Here is a 16191-nt window from a genome sequence, read left to right on the forward strand (position 1 = left end):
TTAAAAACGTGTCTTCTATAAATAAAAACTTATAAACGACAACCGCATTATACTAAAATTGTTCGATAAAAACGAAAAAACCGTCACGCTGACCAAGCCAATATTTTGGTGGTCAAACAAACTGCGCAAGTTGTAAAAAAGTTAGCACCTACGGCTAGCAGGCGTTTGCTCTATTCAAGAGCTTATATCTGTTTACAGTAATAGCTTTTAAGGCAATTTTTTTGTAAATAATACTGCAAATTTAAAAAGTAAAATTTACGACAGCAGTTGCTTAAGCTGTTTAATCACACCTGCAACATCTAAACCACAATCAGCCCACTGCTCTGCCTGTGAGCCATGCGCGATAAAGCGATCAGCAATACCTATGTTGCCAACAGCTGGACGCTGACGTTTAAAAGCAGCCGACTCATTGAGTAAGTACTCATTGACCGCACTACCCGCACCGCCCATAACCATATGCTCTTCTATGGTTGCGACATGCGTCACGCCTTGCGCCAGTAAGCTCTCAAGCATTGCAGTATCTAGCGGTTTTACCCAGCGCATATTGACCACATGTACCTGACACTCTAACCCTGTATCATCACTGGTTAGACTCTCGGCGGCTTGCTGAGCGGTCGCCACCATCGTACCAAAAGCTAATATTGCTAGCTTATAAGGCGCATCATTGCTGCCCAATACAGACTCAATAACGGCTTCACCGATTTTATAGTTTTGTGCTGGCTGCTCGATAGCTGCACCTGTACCGGTGCCACGCGGATAACGAACTGCCGTACATCCCTGATGTTCATAGCAAGTATTGAGCAAATGGTAGCATTCGTTTTCATCTTTTGGCGCTGCAATCACTATATTCGGGATACAACGTAAAAAGCTAAAATCAAACACGCCTGCATGCGTGGCACCATCTTCACCAACGAGGCCCGCTCGATCAATGGCAAACATGACATCGAGATTTTGTAGCGCCACGTCATGAATCAGCTGATCGTATCCGCGCTGCAAGAACGTCGAGTAAATCGCCACAATAGGTTTGACACCTTGCGTCGCCATACCGGCCGCTAGCGTGACCGCATGTTGTTCGGCAATAGCCACATCAAAAAAGCGTGTTGGAAAATGACGAGCAAAGTCAATCATGCCCGAGCCTTCTTCCATCGCAGGTGTGATCGCGAGCAGTTTTTCATCTTCGGCCGCTTTATCGCATAAGAACTTGCCGAACACTTGCGAGTATTTTAGCGCAGGTTTTGTATTTTGTTTTGGTGCTTCTGTAGATTTGCTCTGAGACTCATTATGAATCTCTGCTGGCAGCTTACTAATCGCGTGATAGCCGACCGGATCTAGTTCTGCTAGTGCAAAGCCTTTACCTTTGGTGGTATAGATATGTACTAAAACAGGCCCTTTGACTTGTTTGGCAATTGACAGCACACGCAGTAGCTCAGGGATATTGTGCCCATCAAACGGACCGAAATAGGTAAAGCCAATCGCTTTGAATAAGTTGTCCTCTAACTGGGGCACATCGCGCATCTCTTTGTGACGTTTACGCCGATCAAATGCTTGCATATCAGGACGCTGGCAAAGCACAGGCTTACCTGACTCAGAGATATCGACTTGGTAGCCCGACTCCCAAAGCATCGCTAAATGTCGTGAAAAACCACCAATAGAACAAGAAATCGACATATCGTTGTCATTTAAAATGACTAGTAGATCGGCATCTTGTTGGACTGCATCGTTCATGGCTTCAAAAGCCATACCACCGGTCATCGCGCCATCACCAATGATACAAGCAACGGTTTGCGCGCGGCATTGATAGCGTAGCGCCAAGCTCATGCCCAAACCGGCTGAGATAGAGGTTGATGAATGCCCAACACCAAATGTATCGTAGATAGACTCTGCACGCTCTGGGAATGCAGTCAGACCATCTTTTGATCTGATCGTTGCCAGCTGCTCACGGCGACCAGTCAAGACTTTATGTGCATAGGCCTGATGACCTACATCCCATACAATCTGATCTTGCGGCGTATCAAGCAAGTAATGCAATACAATCGTCAGCTCAATCACACCTAAATTGGCGCCAAAATGTCCACCGCTCTGACCAGCTGAATACAACAAAAAAAGACGCAGTTCATCAGCCAGCGTAATCAGCTGAGTGGTTGAAAGCGCATTCATATCAGAAGGTGTGTCAATGGCATCAAGCAATGGCGTATGCGGACGCACGCGAGGAATCACAGTATAAGTCTGCTGTAAGCTCGATAGCTGGGCGGCAGAATCAGATACTGATGCAGATGAAGACTGAGACTTTGGGGAATGAAGTGACTGCTGCATAAACCGTACGATACCTACCAATCTGCTGACAAGACGCATCTCCAATATAGCAATAGCTACAACTGAGAGACGTCAATAATATCTACATCATTATTGATGTAATCGACCATATAATTATTCATGCAACTTTACGTGTATATAGCTGCGCTACGTATCATATGAACACGCTACCACAGTAGATCGTGCCTCAAAACTACGTGCTTTAATACCAAGGACTATTATTATGCCCTATTATTTTGCATCAATATCGGATGTTAGTGACGACATAGTAATGTAAGGATAAAGACTTGTCACTGTATCCACCAAAATAGTATGGCATAATAGCATTTTTTTTTAATTGTCGCTTTAATCATCGTGCGTCGTCTGTGAACTTTGTGTGTTTTTATAATAAATACAATAAGCACGCGTTCTTTATGAAAGGGTTATACTGCTATCATCTTGGCCTTACCGTTCAGGCTAGAATGTCATCGCGGGTTTAATAGCACTATCACAAACCCTTCACCGCCACGATTATAGGCTTATGCAGGACAGCAATGTCATATCAATTTATCACTAGTGCCAAATTACCCACTCGTCACGGCGAGTTTGATATTCATATCTTTGAAAACGACGAGGGCCAAGAGCATGTCATGCTGACCGTTGGTCTGTCTGTGGTTGATCAAACGACAGGCACAATGACAGTACCTAGCTCAGATGACACATTGTCGCAAAGACCAGTCCCACTGGTTCGGATTCATTCTGAGTGCCTAACAGGCGATGCTTTTAGCTCATTGAAGTGTGACTGCGGGCCACAGCTCAATACTGCCATGCAAGCGATACAAGCAGCTGGTTGCGGTGCTATTTTATACTTGCGTCAAGAAGGTCGCGGTATCGGTTTGACTAACAAGATTCGTGCGTATGCCCTACAAGATCAGGGACACGACACGCTGGATGCCAATCTCATGTTAGGCTTGCCTGCCGATGCGCGTATCTATGATATGTGTGGTCCGATGCTTGCCCATATCGGTGTCGACGCTGTCAGGCTCATCACCAACAATCCAAACAAAGTTGCTTATTTGACTGAGCACGGTATTGACGTTGTCGAACGTGTGCCATTGTTGGTTGGTGTTAATGATATGAACGCTGAATATCTAGCAACCAAACGTGATCGCATGGGCCACTTGTTTGATAAAAATATCAATCTCGATATAGATGCTTCTCTCGATACAGACCTTAATACCGCCATACACCTGAATAAATAGATATCTTATGAGTATTACAAATACAAATAACGAAACAGACTTGTCAACCGTAGCATCAGTGACGACGCCAACCAATAATGACATCATGCGCGTGCGCGAATTTCTAGTTGATTTACAAGCACGCATCTGTGCATCGCTAGAAGCACAAGAGCGTGATGGCAGTACTAATAACAACGAATATGCAACCTTCGTTCCTGATGACTGGGAACGTCCTGAAGGCGGCGGCGGTCGTTCGTGCGTATTGGCAGACGGCGAGGTCATTGAGAAAGCGGGCGTCATGTTTAGCCATATTCATGTCCATAACCTACCTGCCTCAGCGACGGCCCGCCACCCAAATATCGCTGGTCGTAAAGCTCAGGCCATGGGCGTGTCGCTAGTTGTGCATCCCAAAAACCCTAACGTGCCGACCAGCCATGCCAATGTGCGTTTATTTGTCGCAGAAGCGGAAGGCGAAGCGCCTATTTGGTGGTTTGGTGGTGGTTTTGACTTAACGCCATTCTATCCAGTACTTGCTGATTGTGTGCATTGGCATCAAGTCTGTCACGATCTGTGCGCGCCTTTTGGGGACAATATTTATGCTGACTTTAAACAGTGGTGCGATGAGTATTTTCATCTGCGTCATCGCGACGAGCAGCGTGGGATCGGCGGTTTGTTTTATGACGACGTCAGTACAGAGAGTCGCGGCTGGGACTTTGAGACTTGCTTTAACTTTATGAAAGCCGTTGGCAATGGTTACCTTGACGGTATCATGCCGATTTTTGAGCAGCGTAAAGATATGCCTTATACCGAAGCACAGCGTGAGTTTCAGCTCTATCGCCGTGGCCGTTATGTTGAGTACAATCTGGTCTACGATCGTGGGACTCTGTTCGGCTTACAAAGTAACGGGCGTATCGAGTCTATCCTAGTCAGTATGCCGCCACTTGCTAGCTGGCATTATCGTTTTGAGCCGACTGAGGGTACGCCTGAATTTGAGCTGACTGATTATTATCTAAAACCACGCGATTGGTTGGCACTATAGATTTTGCAGCTAATTTGCAGTTCAAGCTTTTAATAAATGATTTAAAAGGTCAGCTACGATAGCTGGCCTTTTTGCATTCATATCATGACTGATACTGAATTTTACTGCCTTGATATGACATTTGAATAAAATGAATAATAATCGTGTTATTGACGCTATAAACTCTTTTTAATAACCTGAATGATTACGAGGATATAACAACTATCTCATCACCATTTTGTAGATAACCGCTACAATAAGAGAAGTTCTTTGGCGGCTACTGTACGTAAAAGAATGTTCGGCGGTATTTTTATAATAATATTTGAGGCAAAGTGCGCGTTTATAGTGGCGCCTGCGATTAGCCAAGTTTAAAGGAGTAAGTCATATGGCACAGGTTTATACCAAAAAATCTTTGAAGTCTTTTTTTAGCATCACCTTAATGGCAGCGGCGCTGGGTTTGACAGCGTGTAGTGGTGCAGGCGACGACCCTGATATCAAAGCGCGCCAAGACAGTATGAAAAGCTGGGAGGATGCAATGGGGGTCATGGGTGATATGGTCAAATCACCAGATACCTTTGATGCAGCGGTTTTCAAAGAACAAGCGGCATTCTTGGCAGAAGACGCCTCAAGCCCTTGGAGTCATTTTGAAAACCAAGAAGCCATGGGTAATGCCGCTGAAGCCGTTTGGTCAAATGCTGATGGTTTCAGTGCTGAAGCGGACAACTTTCAGAAAGTGACTGCTGAGCTAAATGCTGCTGCACAGTCGGCCACTAGTGTTGAAGACGTTCAGCCTGCCTTTGGTGAAGTGGGCGCAAGCTGTAAATCGTGCCATACTGAATTTAGAGCAAAGAATGACTAACGCTTTGTACTGGCCTAGTAGTTTGTAGAAAGACAAAAAAACCGCCATATCATTGAATATGGCGGTTTTTTATTGCTTAAAAAATATCACGCTAAGACAGCTCTTTGAAATAACGCGCTGAGTAAATTACTCTGTCTCTATTTTTTTGGCATTATTAGCATCATCATCTTGCTGCTTATTTATTTGCTTAACGATAGATTTTACAGAAGGATCGCTTAGATCTATCGTACGTATTGGGAATGGAATATTGATATCTGCCGCATCAAGGGCGTTTTTGATCTCTACAATCACTTGATGAATTGAGGTGACCTTGTTGGCCTGCGTGCCATCTTCAATAAACCAGCGAACCATCAGATCTATGGACGAGCCGCCAAACCCTGTGGCAATCACGCTTGGTGTCGCTTTCTTGGACACGCTATCGACTTTATCTAAGGCTTGTAAAATCTCAGCTTTTGCCATTTCGATATCGTCTTCATAACCAATGCCCACCGCCACTTGTAAGCGGCGCTGCTTATAAGCGGTATTGACGGTCAATGCCGAGGTATACAGCTCCGAGTTTGGGATAACCACTTGCCTACCATCATAAGTCTTGATGGTCGTTGCACGGATTTTGATATCTTCCACCGTTCCTTCGTAGTCCCCCGAGACGATTTGGTCACCAATACGAAATGGCTCTGAGATCAGCAATAAAATACCAGAGAGTAGGTTTTGAAAAATATCTTTAAAAGCAAAACCAATTGCAACCGAACCAATACCTAGCGCGCCGATTAATTTGGCTGGTGTAAATCCTGGAATAGCAACAACCATAGCGATCATAAAGCCAATAAACAGAATAAGTGCCCCACCTATCCGCTGAAACACTTTCACCAAGTTTTGATGACGCACGCGCGCGCCTAAGGTTTTATGCACGACTTTTTTGAAAATAATCGACAACAGCCAAAAAATCCCCAACACAATGAGCGCCGCCACAAAATATGGAATGCGCTCAATAAAGCCACTTGCCAAGTCTTGCGTGGTATAGACCACTTGTTGATAGATGGTTACACCATCGGTTAGCGTATTCGATATGCGACTCACGTCGGGGGTGGGCATAAAGGGTTGCTCCTATTACTGTTTTAGCGCGTGTTTAAAGGAATAAATAAATGAACATCTCACTGCTGTTTTACCAGTTATGACATCAAATCAGCTTGTACGATTTCGATCCAGTAGCCATCAACGTCCTTGATAAAGGCAATGTTTTTCATGCTGCCATCTTCTGGACGTTTTTTGAACTCGACATCGTTCTTATCAAACCAAGCGATGGCTTCATCTAGGTTCGGTACGCTAAAACAAATGTGTCCAAAGCCTTGAGGGTCTTGGTTACCATCATGATAGCTAAAGTCAGCTTTTGTCTCCGTGCCATAATTATGGGTTAGCTCTAAGATACCGCGTTGACGGAACGCAAAGATTTCTAAATCATCACCAGCAGGCAGATTCTCACGCTCACTCTCGGTCAATTTTGCCAAGAAATACAGATCAAACTCCATATCAGGGAATTTTTTGACCGCAAGCAACGTCATACCCAATACACCTGTATAAAATTCCAAGGATTTTGCAGGATCTTTGACGCGTAGCATGGTGTGATTGAAAGTAAAGCCTGTCGTTTGTGCTGAAATCGACTGCACACCATCTGCACTTATGCTGCTCGCAGGCTGTGCGATGGTTGCGTTATTATTATTAGATGGAGTAGACATAATTATCCCAATATAATTTAGAAAATGCAGTTATAAATAAGCGAATCACGATGATCGCAATTCGCTTGGTTCTTTCATCATAATAAAAATTGGCAAAATAATTGATAGGGTTTTGTAAGAATATGAACAGAGTATGTTCATATTTACAGATATATTAGCCGTCTAAGAACCTTACCTTACCCGTCTCTAGGTCATACTCAGCACCAACAACAAGTAGCTGTCCACTATTGGTCAAGTCCTCTAGTGCACGCGATCCATGTCTGAGCTGACTCACTGACATGCGCACGTTGGCACGGATAGAACGATCAACCAGCTCATCGGCATCGACGTCTTGACCATTGGCTGTTGCCAGTTCGTGCAAGTTATAAACACTTGGGCGAATACGATCAACGATCGATTGCAAATTAGGTGAATAGTTCTGCTCAGGATTAATCAGTGTCTCAACGCAGGCTGTAACAGCACCGCATTTTGAATGTCCAAGGACAACCACCAACTGCGTACCGAAGGCTTCGGCCGCAAACTCAATTGAGCCAATCTGTGATGGCGCCACCACATTGCCGGCCACACGTATGACAAACAAATCCCCCAAGCCTTGATCAAAGACAATCTCAACAGGTACTCGTGCGTCCGAGCAGCCCAAAATAATGGCCAAGGGATTTTGATCCTTGACCAATTCTGGGCGACGCTGCATATATTCATCGGTACTGGTGAGACTATCCACGTAGCGGGCGTTACCTTCTTTTAAAAGCTCAAGGGCTTCTTGACCTGTTGTTGGACGTATATCAGTAGGCATGAGAGATCCTTTATTATCAATAATATGAGAGTTATAAACGGCTTTTCACACATGTATGCAGACATCGAAGTGCGAGCAGATACTAACCTAGCAGACTCATTATGTTTGTCAGCCATACCGTGATTGTATAGGAATAGAGGCCAAAAAACGGTAAAAAATTTTGTTTAAATGTCGTTATACACCAACCTATAACTGTAAAAATATAGCCGTAACCATCGCTGCTATGACGGTACGACTCGCGTAACTTATAACGAACTTGCACTGATTTATATCACGGGTTTGTTATAATACGCAGCAATCAGGCAGCAATTAGACAGTAATCAAGTCGTGCTTACGCTCCTGCCAGTTTTTTGATGACATCGAGATACCTTGATGGCTGCATTGATTTACTGCTCTGATCTATTGGACGCTTAGGAACAGATATTATGACCGACCCATCGCCAAACACGCACAAAACCTCTGCGTCACCTCAAAATGACAAGACGTTGCTGCAACTAAATGGTATCAAAAAAACCTACGATCAAACCGAGGTTTTAAAAGACATCAACCTTGATATCAAGCACGGCGAATTTTTGACCTTGCTTGGGCCCTCAGGCTGTGGCAAAACGACATTGCTGCGCTTGATTGCGGGTTTTGAGCAGCCAAATGCGGGGACAATCTATCTAGATGGCGTACAGATGGCAGGCTTATCCGCTGACAAGCGTCCAGTCAATACCGTGTTTCAGCAGTACGCGTTGTTTCCACATATGAGCGTCGCCCAAAATGTCGCGTATGGATTAAAGCTAAAAAAAGTACCAAAAGACGAGATTCAAGCGCGCGTTAGCGAGATGCTGGCCATGGTGCAGTTGGAGCATTTGGCCAATCGCAAACCGCAAGATTTATCTGGTGGGCAGCAGCAGCGCGTGGCGATCGCCCGTGCGGTGATCAATCGACCCAAGCTTCTCCTGCTCGATGAACCCCTATCCGCACTCGATCACAAGCTACGCTTGCAAATGCAGTCTGAGCTTAAGCGCTTGCAACGTGAGCTGGGCATTACCTTTGTCTTTGTCACGCATGATCAAGAAGAAGCGCTATCGATGTCAGACCGCATTGCCGTGATGAAAGACGGTACATTCCAGCAAATCGGTACGCCTATCGAGATTTACGAGACCCCTGCCAACTTGTTTACTGCCAAGTTTATCGGTGAGACCAATCTGTTTAAAGCTGAGGTCAAGGGTGTCTATCCAGACCTTCCCGATCGCGATGGCAAAGTGACCAATGGACGCATCGAAGTCGAAGTCTGTGAGGCTCAAGCGCAAGAAGGACCAACAACGCTACGTAACTTGCGTCGTCCTAATTTTGCCAATGATGTACAAGTGGGCGACATCGTTAATTTACTACTTCGTCCCGAAGATCTGCGAATATATGATCCAAAAGATAACGAGCATAGCGGACTATTTGGACGGGTCATCGAGAGTAATTATAAAGGCAGTACGTTAGACTCGATTATTGAGTTGGCAAATGGCCATATCATCAAGGCTTCTGAGTTTTTTGATGAAGACGACCCAAGCTTTGATTACAAACTAAACGAAGGCGTCAAAGTCTCATGGGTCGATGGCTGGGAGTGGGTATTGCCAGAAGACGCTGACCCTACAAACAAGGCGACTGCACAAAAGGATGGTAGCTGATGGCCCGCAACCACTTAGGCAGCAAAAGTCCGTTTCGTACGGCAACGCTCTGGCTGATCTGGGGTTGGCTACTGGTATTTGCACTATTACCAAACATATTGGTCATTGCTGTCAGCTTTTTAACCCGTGATAGCAGCGCCTTTATTAGCTTGCCTGTCAGTATTGACAGCTATGTGCGCATGGTTGATCCGTTATATTTTGAGGTCTTCGTTCATTCATTATGGATGGCAGGTATCACAACGGTTATCTGTCTACTGCTAGGCTACCCTTTTGCGTGGCTCGTATCTAAGGTAAAAGTGCGATGGCAGCCGTTACTCATGCTGCTGTTGATCCTGCCCTTTTGGACCAACTCTTTGGTGCGTACTTATGCGCTAAAACTGCTCTTTGCGAATAATGGCTTGATTAATAAGTCACTGCTGGCAATCGGTGCCATTGATGCTCCTATCGATATTTTATATACGCAAGGCGCGGTGATTGCAGGCCTAACTTACTTATTATTTCCGTTTATGGTACTGCCGTTATATGCCGTGTTTACCGATTTGCGCAATGACATGCTGCTCGCCTCGCAGGATTTGGGCGCAACTAAAACACAGACCTTTTGGCATGTGGTCCTGCCATTAACGACGCCGGGGATTATCTCTGGGGTGCTGCTCGTGCTCTTGCCTGCGATGGGTATGTTTTATGTGGCGGATATTTTGGGCGGCTCTCGCAATTTGTTGGTCGGTAACATCATCAAAAACCAGTTTTTGGACGCCCGTGACTGGCCGTTCGGTGCGGCTGCTAGTGTGTTATTGACAGTGGCAATGGCGGTATTATTACTAGCCTACCGTGCCAGTAGTCGCCGCATTGGCAAGACTGACTTTAACGAGGTGGCCTAATGTCTTATTCGCGTACACTCAGGATTGGCAGTATCGCTGCTAAAGGCTATCTCGGTCTGATTTATACTTTGTTATATCTACCCATCATTGTTTTGGTGGTGATGTCATTTAACAAGTCAAAAATCGGCTACAACTGGGGCGGTTTTAGCCTAAAGTGGTACGAATCGCTGTTTAACAACCAAGCGATGCTCGATGCGTTTTGGCATTCTATTGTCTTGGGGCTAGTCGCGGCTACCGTTTCGACTCTTATAGGGACGCTCACTGCCCTCGCCTTACATCGTTATAACTTTCGCGGTAAAGGCTTGCTAAACGGGCTGCTGTTTGTGCTGATGATGTCGCCTGAGATTGTATTGGCTATCTCTTTGCTCGCCCTGTTTTTGTTGATTGGTTTGCAGCTAGGGTTTGTCTCATTGCTACTGGCGCACATTACTTTTTGCCTACCCTTTGTTGTGATTACTGTCTTTGCGCGATTGAGTAGTTTGGATGAGCGTTTGATGGAAGCGGCACGTGATTTGGGTGCTAACGAATCAACGATGGTACGCACGGTATTGATCCCCGTTATCTTGCCAGCGGTCATGGCAGGTTGGTTACTCGCCTTTACTTTATCGCTTGATGATGTGGTGGTATCGACCTTTGTCACAGGGCCTAGTTATGAGATTTTACCGCTGCGTATTTATTCTATGGTGCGCGTCGGTCTCAAGCCAGAAGTCAACGCGATAGGTACGTTATTATTGGTTGCCTCGCTAGTATTGGTAGTCATCTCACAGTTACTATTGCGCAAGCGCTAAACGTTGATTATTTATTAACTTCTCACTAGTAGCAGACTATGAGTGAAAGTCAGCTCCATATTGACTATAATGAATTTTTCTCACCTTAGCGGTTAGGTACTATTATGCTTGAGCTTCGTCATCTTAATACATTAACCGCGCTACGAGCGCATGGTTCACTTGCAGCAGCGGCCGATGAGCTACACGTCACTGCTTCTGCCGTTTCACACCAATTAAAAGAGCTAGAGAACTATTACGACATCAGCTTAGTCAATCGTCGAACTCGCCCGCTCAGCTTCACGCCTGCGGGCAAAACAGTATTGGCATTGGCAGATAGTATCTTGCCGCAAGTAACCCGTACCAAATCCAACCTCAAACGCTTAGCGCACGGTCAAGCTGGTCGATTGCGACTGGCATCAGAGTGCCATAGTTGTTTTGATTGGCTCATGCCGATACTCAATCACTATCGCCGTGAGTGGTCAGATGTCGAGCTGGACTTTGCGACAGGCTTTGAGCCTGAGCCGCATCATCTATTGATGGAGGGCGATATCGATTTGCTCATTACCACCAGTGACTTACCAATAGACGGTATCAGCTATCAGCCATTGTTTGAGTATGAGAGTCGCTTGGTACTATCGCCAACACATGATTTGGCAGCACAGAAATTTATTGAACCAGATGATTTGACCAACGAGACCTTAATCGCTTATCCAGTGGAAGCCAAGCGCCTCGATATCATTGCCAATTTTATGACGCCAGCACAAGTGAGCTTTGATAGTGTTCGTACGACAGAGCTGACCGCAATGTTGATTCAGTTGGTCGCGAGCGAGCGCGGTGTGGCAGCATTGCCTGATTGGGTGGTTGCTGAATATGAGAAAAAAGGCTGGGTCGTCTCGCGACCATTAGGTGATGGCGTACATTGTCAGCTTTATGCTGCAACCCGCACCTCAAGTAAAGATATAGCATACATGCAAGGGTTTGCGAATTTATTGGAAGGGATCGTAAAGCCAGTTTAATACTCCACTGCTTATTACATTTTTTGATTATAAAATACCGTCCGCTTTCTTACGTTGTGGTAGGTGTTAGGAAAACTGATGGTACCCTAGTGAGGACTTGAATCTTTGGCTGTAGGCTAATGGTATCAACGTTTTAACTCGCTGAAATAGTCACAGTGTACTTCATGGTGTACTTACAATATATACTCTATTCATGTTCGGTGCGCTATACAGGCATCGAACTGCTAGTGCTAGACAGGAAATTAATTAATATAAAACTCATAGCACAGTATTATCGAGCTGTATGATTAAAATCTCCCAAGTTAATTCCTACGAGATTAACGGCAGGGGCCACTTATCAGTTGACCTAAACTAGTATCAAATGTATCGAAGGACTTTCTTCATTTCGAATAGACTTAGCATTAACATATTTAATAGCAAGAAAAAAAATATTTATAATTATGTCGTTCTCGTAAGGAAAGTTTTTAATCGTTAGGTTTAACACTTCATTTTCTCCTATAGTAACCTCCGACATGCCGTATTCTGGATAGCGTATGTCACCTAAGCAATCAATTAAGGCATGAATATTAGCACCATAAAAATCTGGAAAACCAAAAGCATGCTTTAATTTTATGTGCATCTTGTCCGCTGTATCAACATCTTTAAAATCTATAACCATTTCCATATATTATCACCATTTTTTTTAATTATACCTCAAGAGAACCAGCTATTTCACCCTTCAAACCTATTAACATATTACTTAAAACAGATTGGTATAATGGAACCACTTATAACAGACCATTGAACGATTAATATCTATCAACGCCTACAAAACCAACTTAAAGAAATAAAAGCCAAGCGCGGTTGCTAATAATGTCAATCCAACATGCAAACCGATGAGCGCTAAGCCTGCCAGCAGCCGCCCATCATGAATAAAGCCAAATACTTCTGCACTGAACGTACTAAAGGTAGTTAACCCACCCAAAAAGCCAGTAATCACAAAGACACGCACATGATCAGATAGATTGCTTCCCATACGCTCAAACCACACCAGCGCAAGCCCAATTAGAAGCCCGCCCAGTATGTTAGCGCTCAGAGTCCCAAGTGGTACCCAACTATTTAAAGCATTGAAACGCGAGAGCCACGCTCGCAGGCAAGCACCAAATGCTGCTCCCAGACCAATAGCAAGCCACTGCATAGACTGTCCTTAGTTCAAATAGGTTTGGTGGACAAAAAGCTCAATTATACGGCTGGTAACTCTGTCATTGGCCAGCGCGGAATACAGCTAACGGCCAAGTCATCAGACTGTCCTGCCTGCAAGCGCTCAAACCCTGCATAAGCAATCATCGCGCCATTGTCTGTACACAGCGCGGGCGGTGCATAGTGGACCGTAGCATTGATCCTAGCCAGCTCTGCCTCTAGCATCTCGCGCAGATGCGTATTGGCACTGACACCGCCTGCAATGACCAGACGGCTCATATCTGCTTGCTTGAGTGCTTTAACACATTTTTTCACTAGTGTATCGACCACTGCATGTTGGAAGCTCGCGGCGATATCCGCACGAACTTGCGGATCACTATCCGAGCCATCGGTGTCTTTGATCAGATTATGTACCGCTGTTTTCATACCACTAAATGAAAAGTCCAAACCTCGATGAAGCATCGGTCTTGGCAGTGCGTAAGCATCAGGATTGCCAGTTTCTGCCAGTTTGGCAATATTAGGGCCACCGGGATAAGGCAAGCCCAGCATCTTAGCAGCTTTATCAAAGCACTCGCCCGCCGCGTCATCTATCGACTCACCCAATATCTCATACTGTCCCACACCATGAGCGGCAATAAGTAAGGTATGACCGCCAGAGACTAACAGCGAGACAAATGGAAAGGCGGGTGGATTGGCGCCCATAAGCGGCGCGAGCAAGTGCCCTTCCATATGATGAATACCGATGGCAGGAATACCCAAACCATAGGCTAAGCTACGCCCAAATAATGCGCCAGTCATTAACGCACCGATGAGGCCTGGACCTTTGGTAAAGGCGATCGCATCAATCTCGCTCTTTTTCATGTCACACTGCTCAAGCAGCTCGTTGAGTAAGGGCACAAGCTTACGAATATGATCACGACTGGCAAGCTCAGGTACAACGCCGCCATAGAGCGTATGCAGCTCAATCTGTGAGTACAGTACTTGCCCAACCAACCCTTGATTGTCACTATTGATCTGCTCGCTATCAAAGATCGCCAGCCCAGTTTCATCACAAGACGTCTCTAAACCCAATACCTTCATACTTTTGCCTTTATGCTTTCGTTTTCGGACCATTTTTTGCCGCGCTTTTATTGTATATCACTTTAAAATTTTGAGTAGCGAATCAAATCAGCTTCGCACAGCTAGTCATATTGTTAAAATCGATAGTAATAAAAAACGCGCATAAAAAAGCCGCCATTGTTAGTCACAATGACGGTCAGTTTAACAAATTTCAATGACTGATATCGTCTATATATACCGTATCAGCTTACTGACGCGAGCATATAATCAACAGCGGCTTTGACTTGTGCCTCACTGACACCATCTACCGCTTGTGCTGGCATTTTATTGAAGCCCTTAGCAGAGTGCATATACAGCGTTTCTTTATCTTTGGTCAAACGAGTCGCCCAAGCGGCTGTGTCACCATATTTCGGTGCATTCAATAGACCCGCTGTATGGCAAACCTTACAGTTTGACTCGTAAAGTTTAGCACCAGCATCTGCAGCGAACACTTCAGGCTCAGCGGCAACGGCAGGCTCTTCTTCAACCACCATATCGGCAGACTCAGATTCAACCATAGATTCAGGCACCGTAGCTTCAGATTCTGTTGCAACTGTTTCTTCAACACTCGTCGCAGCAGGTTCGTTGGCTGCGGTAGACGCTTCCGTAGTCGCGTTATCACCACTACAAGCGCTCAATACTAATAACACACTCAGACTGATGACAGATAAGCTCAGTCTCTTTATGTGCCGCTGTATATCAATCATGACCTTACCTTTATTTGATGCGTCTGTGGCCAAATTTTTTATAGCAGTTCATAGACTCGCAATATTATATTACGAGTCTAATTAAAGGCTTATTCAGCAGGTGTTGCCATATCGGCGCTGTCAGTGGCAGCAGGCGCAGCCGCGGTATCAGCACTATCCGCTTCAGTATCGCCTGTTATTTCTTGCTCAACACTCATCGCTTCAGATTCAGTCGCACCTGCTTCATCAGCTGCCGTCGCATTGTCTGCCACTGCAGTTGCAGAAGTCTCCGGAAACTCCATGTCTTCTGCTTCAGGGGCATTTGCGCGTGCTAGCTCAGCCGCTTCATCTACCATATCGATCGCCAATACTTCTTCATGCTCTTCGCCGCCGCTACAAGCACTCACGCCCGCACCCAACGCCACGATAAAAGCTGTGCTCAACACCGTGTTCAATACTGTTTTTTTCATTCCAACATCCTCAATAAAATACGCACAAAACGGTTTATATGCTTATTAGGGTCTGTTTGATATTCAAATATGGCGCTGGCAGTCACTATTTTTTAGACAATATGTAGTGAAATGGTTGACGCCTAGTCATTCTAGGCTAAACCGTTTCGCCATATAGTGGCAAAAAAGAGTACTGCCCTAAAAGGCTGATGCTAAATTACCCCAAACGTTGTTGAAACCCTAGCTAAGGTCGCGACATTATCGTCGGTTTTCGCCTAGTTTGGTGCCATTTTAGCCATCAGCAGCCCTAATAATTGAATATCAAACAGACCCTATAATATGGGAAATATCATAGCATAAACTCCCACTAAACCGTTATAGACCGTAGGGACTTTTTATTGACCGTAAAATTTGTGTTTTGACGTCACTCAAAATAAGACTGTTTAGTTTAAATACCGCTCTAAACGAGTGATAAATAGACAATAAACCGTTAAAATCATTGACTTTGTTGATAT

Annotated in this window: 16 protein-coding genes; 7 read left to right on the top strand and 9 right to left on the bottom strand. The window is 45.0% G+C overall.

What is annotated here, in order from left to right; genetic code table 11:
* Nucleotides 1-255: 255 nt before the first annotated feature.
* Entirely contained in the window at nucleotides 256-2313 is a 2058-nt protein-coding gene (dxs, locus tag QO189_RS03660) for a 1-deoxy-D-xylulose-5-phosphate synthase (RefSeq protein WP_371531568.1), read from the bottom strand.
* Nucleotides 2314-2846: 533 nt separating this feature from the next.
* Here dxs and ribA point away from each other — a divergent pair.
* The 3 genes from ribA to QO189_RS03675 all read left to right on the top strand — a co-directional run bounded on the left by ribA (nucleotide 2847) and on the right by QO189_RS03675 (nucleotide 5410).
* Nucleotides 2847-3554 carry a GTP cyclohydrolase II gene (gene ribA / locus QO189_RS03665; RefSeq protein ID WP_371531569.1) on the top strand — a complete coding sequence of 236 codons (708 nt, stop codon included), beginning with the start codon at nucleotides 2847-2849 and terminating at the stop codon, nucleotides 3552-3554.
* 7 nt (nucleotides 3555-3561) lie between these two features.
* The gene (hemF, locus tag QO189_RS03670) at nucleotides 3562-4572 is read left to right on the top strand and encodes an oxygen-dependent coproporphyrinogen oxidase (protein WP_371531570.1); all 1011 of its coding nucleotides are present in this window, start codon (nucleotides 3562-3564) and stop codon (nucleotides 4570-4572) included.
* A gap of 364 nt (nucleotides 4573-4936) precedes the next feature.
* A complete protein-coding gene (locus QO189_RS03675; protein WP_371531571.1) occupies nucleotides 4937-5410 on the top strand; it encodes a cytochrome c in 474 nt (157 codons plus the stop codon).
* A 126-nt stretch (nucleotides 5411-5536) separates the two neighbouring features.
* On the opposite strand, the gene QO189_RS03680 is transcribed toward QO189_RS03675, so the two are convergent.
* The 3 genes from QO189_RS03680 to QO189_RS03690 form a co-directional block, all read right to left on the bottom strand.
* Complete coding sequence (locus QO189_RS03680; RefSeq protein WP_371531572.1) at nucleotides 5537-6502, bottom strand: mechanosensitive ion channel family protein; 966 nt, start codon at nucleotides 6500-6502, stop codon at nucleotides 5537-5539.
* A gap of 77 nt (nucleotides 6503-6579) precedes the next feature.
* Nucleotides 6580-7143 carry a lactoylglutathione lyase gene (gloA, locus tag QO189_RS03685; RefSeq protein WP_371531573.1) on the bottom strand — a complete coding sequence of 188 codons (564 nt, stop codon included), beginning with the start codon at nucleotides 7141-7143 and terminating at the stop codon, nucleotides 6580-6582.
* Nucleotides 7144-7297: 154 nt separating this feature from the next.
* The gene (locus QO189_RS03690; protein WP_201601422.1) at nucleotides 7298-7936 is read right to left on the bottom strand and encodes a carbonic anhydrase; all 639 of its coding nucleotides are present in this window, start codon (nucleotides 7934-7936) and stop codon (nucleotides 7298-7300) included.
* Nucleotides 7937-8361: 425 nt separating this feature from the next.
* Between QO189_RS03690 and potA the strand changes: the two genes are divergently transcribed.
* From potA to QO189_RS03710, 4 genes are all read left to right on the top strand, one after another.
* Nucleotides 8362-9603, top strand: coding sequence for a spermidine/putrescine ABC transporter ATP-binding protein PotA (gene potA, locus QO189_RS03695; protein ID WP_371531574.1), 1242 nt, complete (start codon nucleotides 8362-8364; stop codon nucleotides 9601-9603).
* Nucleotides 9603-10481, top strand: coding sequence for a spermidine/putrescine ABC transporter permease PotB (gene potB / locus QO189_RS03700; protein ID WP_371531575.1), 879 nt, complete (start codon nucleotides 9603-9605; stop codon nucleotides 10479-10481). Before potA ends, potB begins: the two co-directional genes overlap by 1 nt.
* Nucleotides 10481-11269 carry a spermidine/putrescine ABC transporter permease PotC gene (gene potC, locus QO189_RS03705; RefSeq protein WP_371531576.1) on the top strand — a complete coding sequence of 263 codons (789 nt, stop codon included), beginning with the start codon at nucleotides 10481-10483 and terminating at the stop codon, nucleotides 11267-11269. Before potB ends, potC begins: the two co-directional genes overlap by 1 nt.
* Before the next feature lie 104 nt (nucleotides 11270-11373).
* Entirely contained in the window at nucleotides 11374-12264 is an 891-nt protein-coding gene (locus QO189_RS03710; protein WP_371531577.1) for a LysR family transcriptional regulator, read from the top strand.
* A gap of 346 nt (nucleotides 12265-12610) precedes the next feature.
* On the opposite strand, the gene QO189_RS03715 is transcribed toward QO189_RS03710, so the two are convergent.
* The 5 genes from QO189_RS03715 to QO189_RS03735 all read right to left on the bottom strand — a co-directional run bounded on the left by QO189_RS03715 (nucleotide 12611) and on the right by QO189_RS03735 (nucleotide 15697).
* Nucleotides 12611-12928, bottom strand: coding sequence for a barstar family protein (locus QO189_RS03715; RefSeq protein ID WP_371531578.1), 318 nt, complete (start codon nucleotides 12926-12928; stop codon nucleotides 12611-12613).
* A 141-nt stretch (nucleotides 12929-13069) separates the two neighbouring features.
* The gene (gene crcB, locus QO189_RS03720) at nucleotides 13070-13441 is read right to left on the bottom strand and encodes a fluoride efflux transporter CrcB (RefSeq protein WP_371531579.1); all 372 of its coding nucleotides are present in this window, start codon (nucleotides 13439-13441) and stop codon (nucleotides 13070-13072) included.
* Between the two features lie 44 nt (nucleotides 13442-13485).
* Nucleotides 13486-14523 carry a tRNA (adenosine(37)-N6)-threonylcarbamoyltransferase complex transferase subunit TsaD gene (gene tsaD, locus QO189_RS03725; RefSeq protein ID WP_371531580.1) on the bottom strand — a complete coding sequence of 346 codons (1038 nt, stop codon included), beginning with the start codon at nucleotides 14521-14523 and terminating at the stop codon, nucleotides 13486-13488.
* A gap of 221 nt (nucleotides 14524-14744) precedes the next feature.
* Nucleotides 14745-15248: a cytochrome c5 family protein gene (locus QO189_RS03730; RefSeq protein WP_371531581.1), complete on the bottom strand. Its 504-nt coding sequence runs from the start codon at nucleotides 15246-15248 to the stop codon at nucleotides 14745-14747.
* Nucleotides 15249-15337: 89 nt separating this feature from the next.
* Nucleotides 15338-15697 carry a hypothetical protein gene (locus QO189_RS03735; protein WP_371531582.1) on the bottom strand — a complete coding sequence of 120 codons (360 nt, stop codon included), beginning with the start codon at nucleotides 15695-15697 and terminating at the stop codon, nucleotides 15338-15340.
* Nucleotides 15698-16191: the final 494 nt, after the last annotated feature.

The organism is Psychrobacter sp. Arc29 (genome assembly GCF_041431175.1).
Lineage (GTDB): Bacteria > Pseudomonadota > Gammaproteobacteria > Pseudomonadales > Moraxellaceae > Psychrobacter.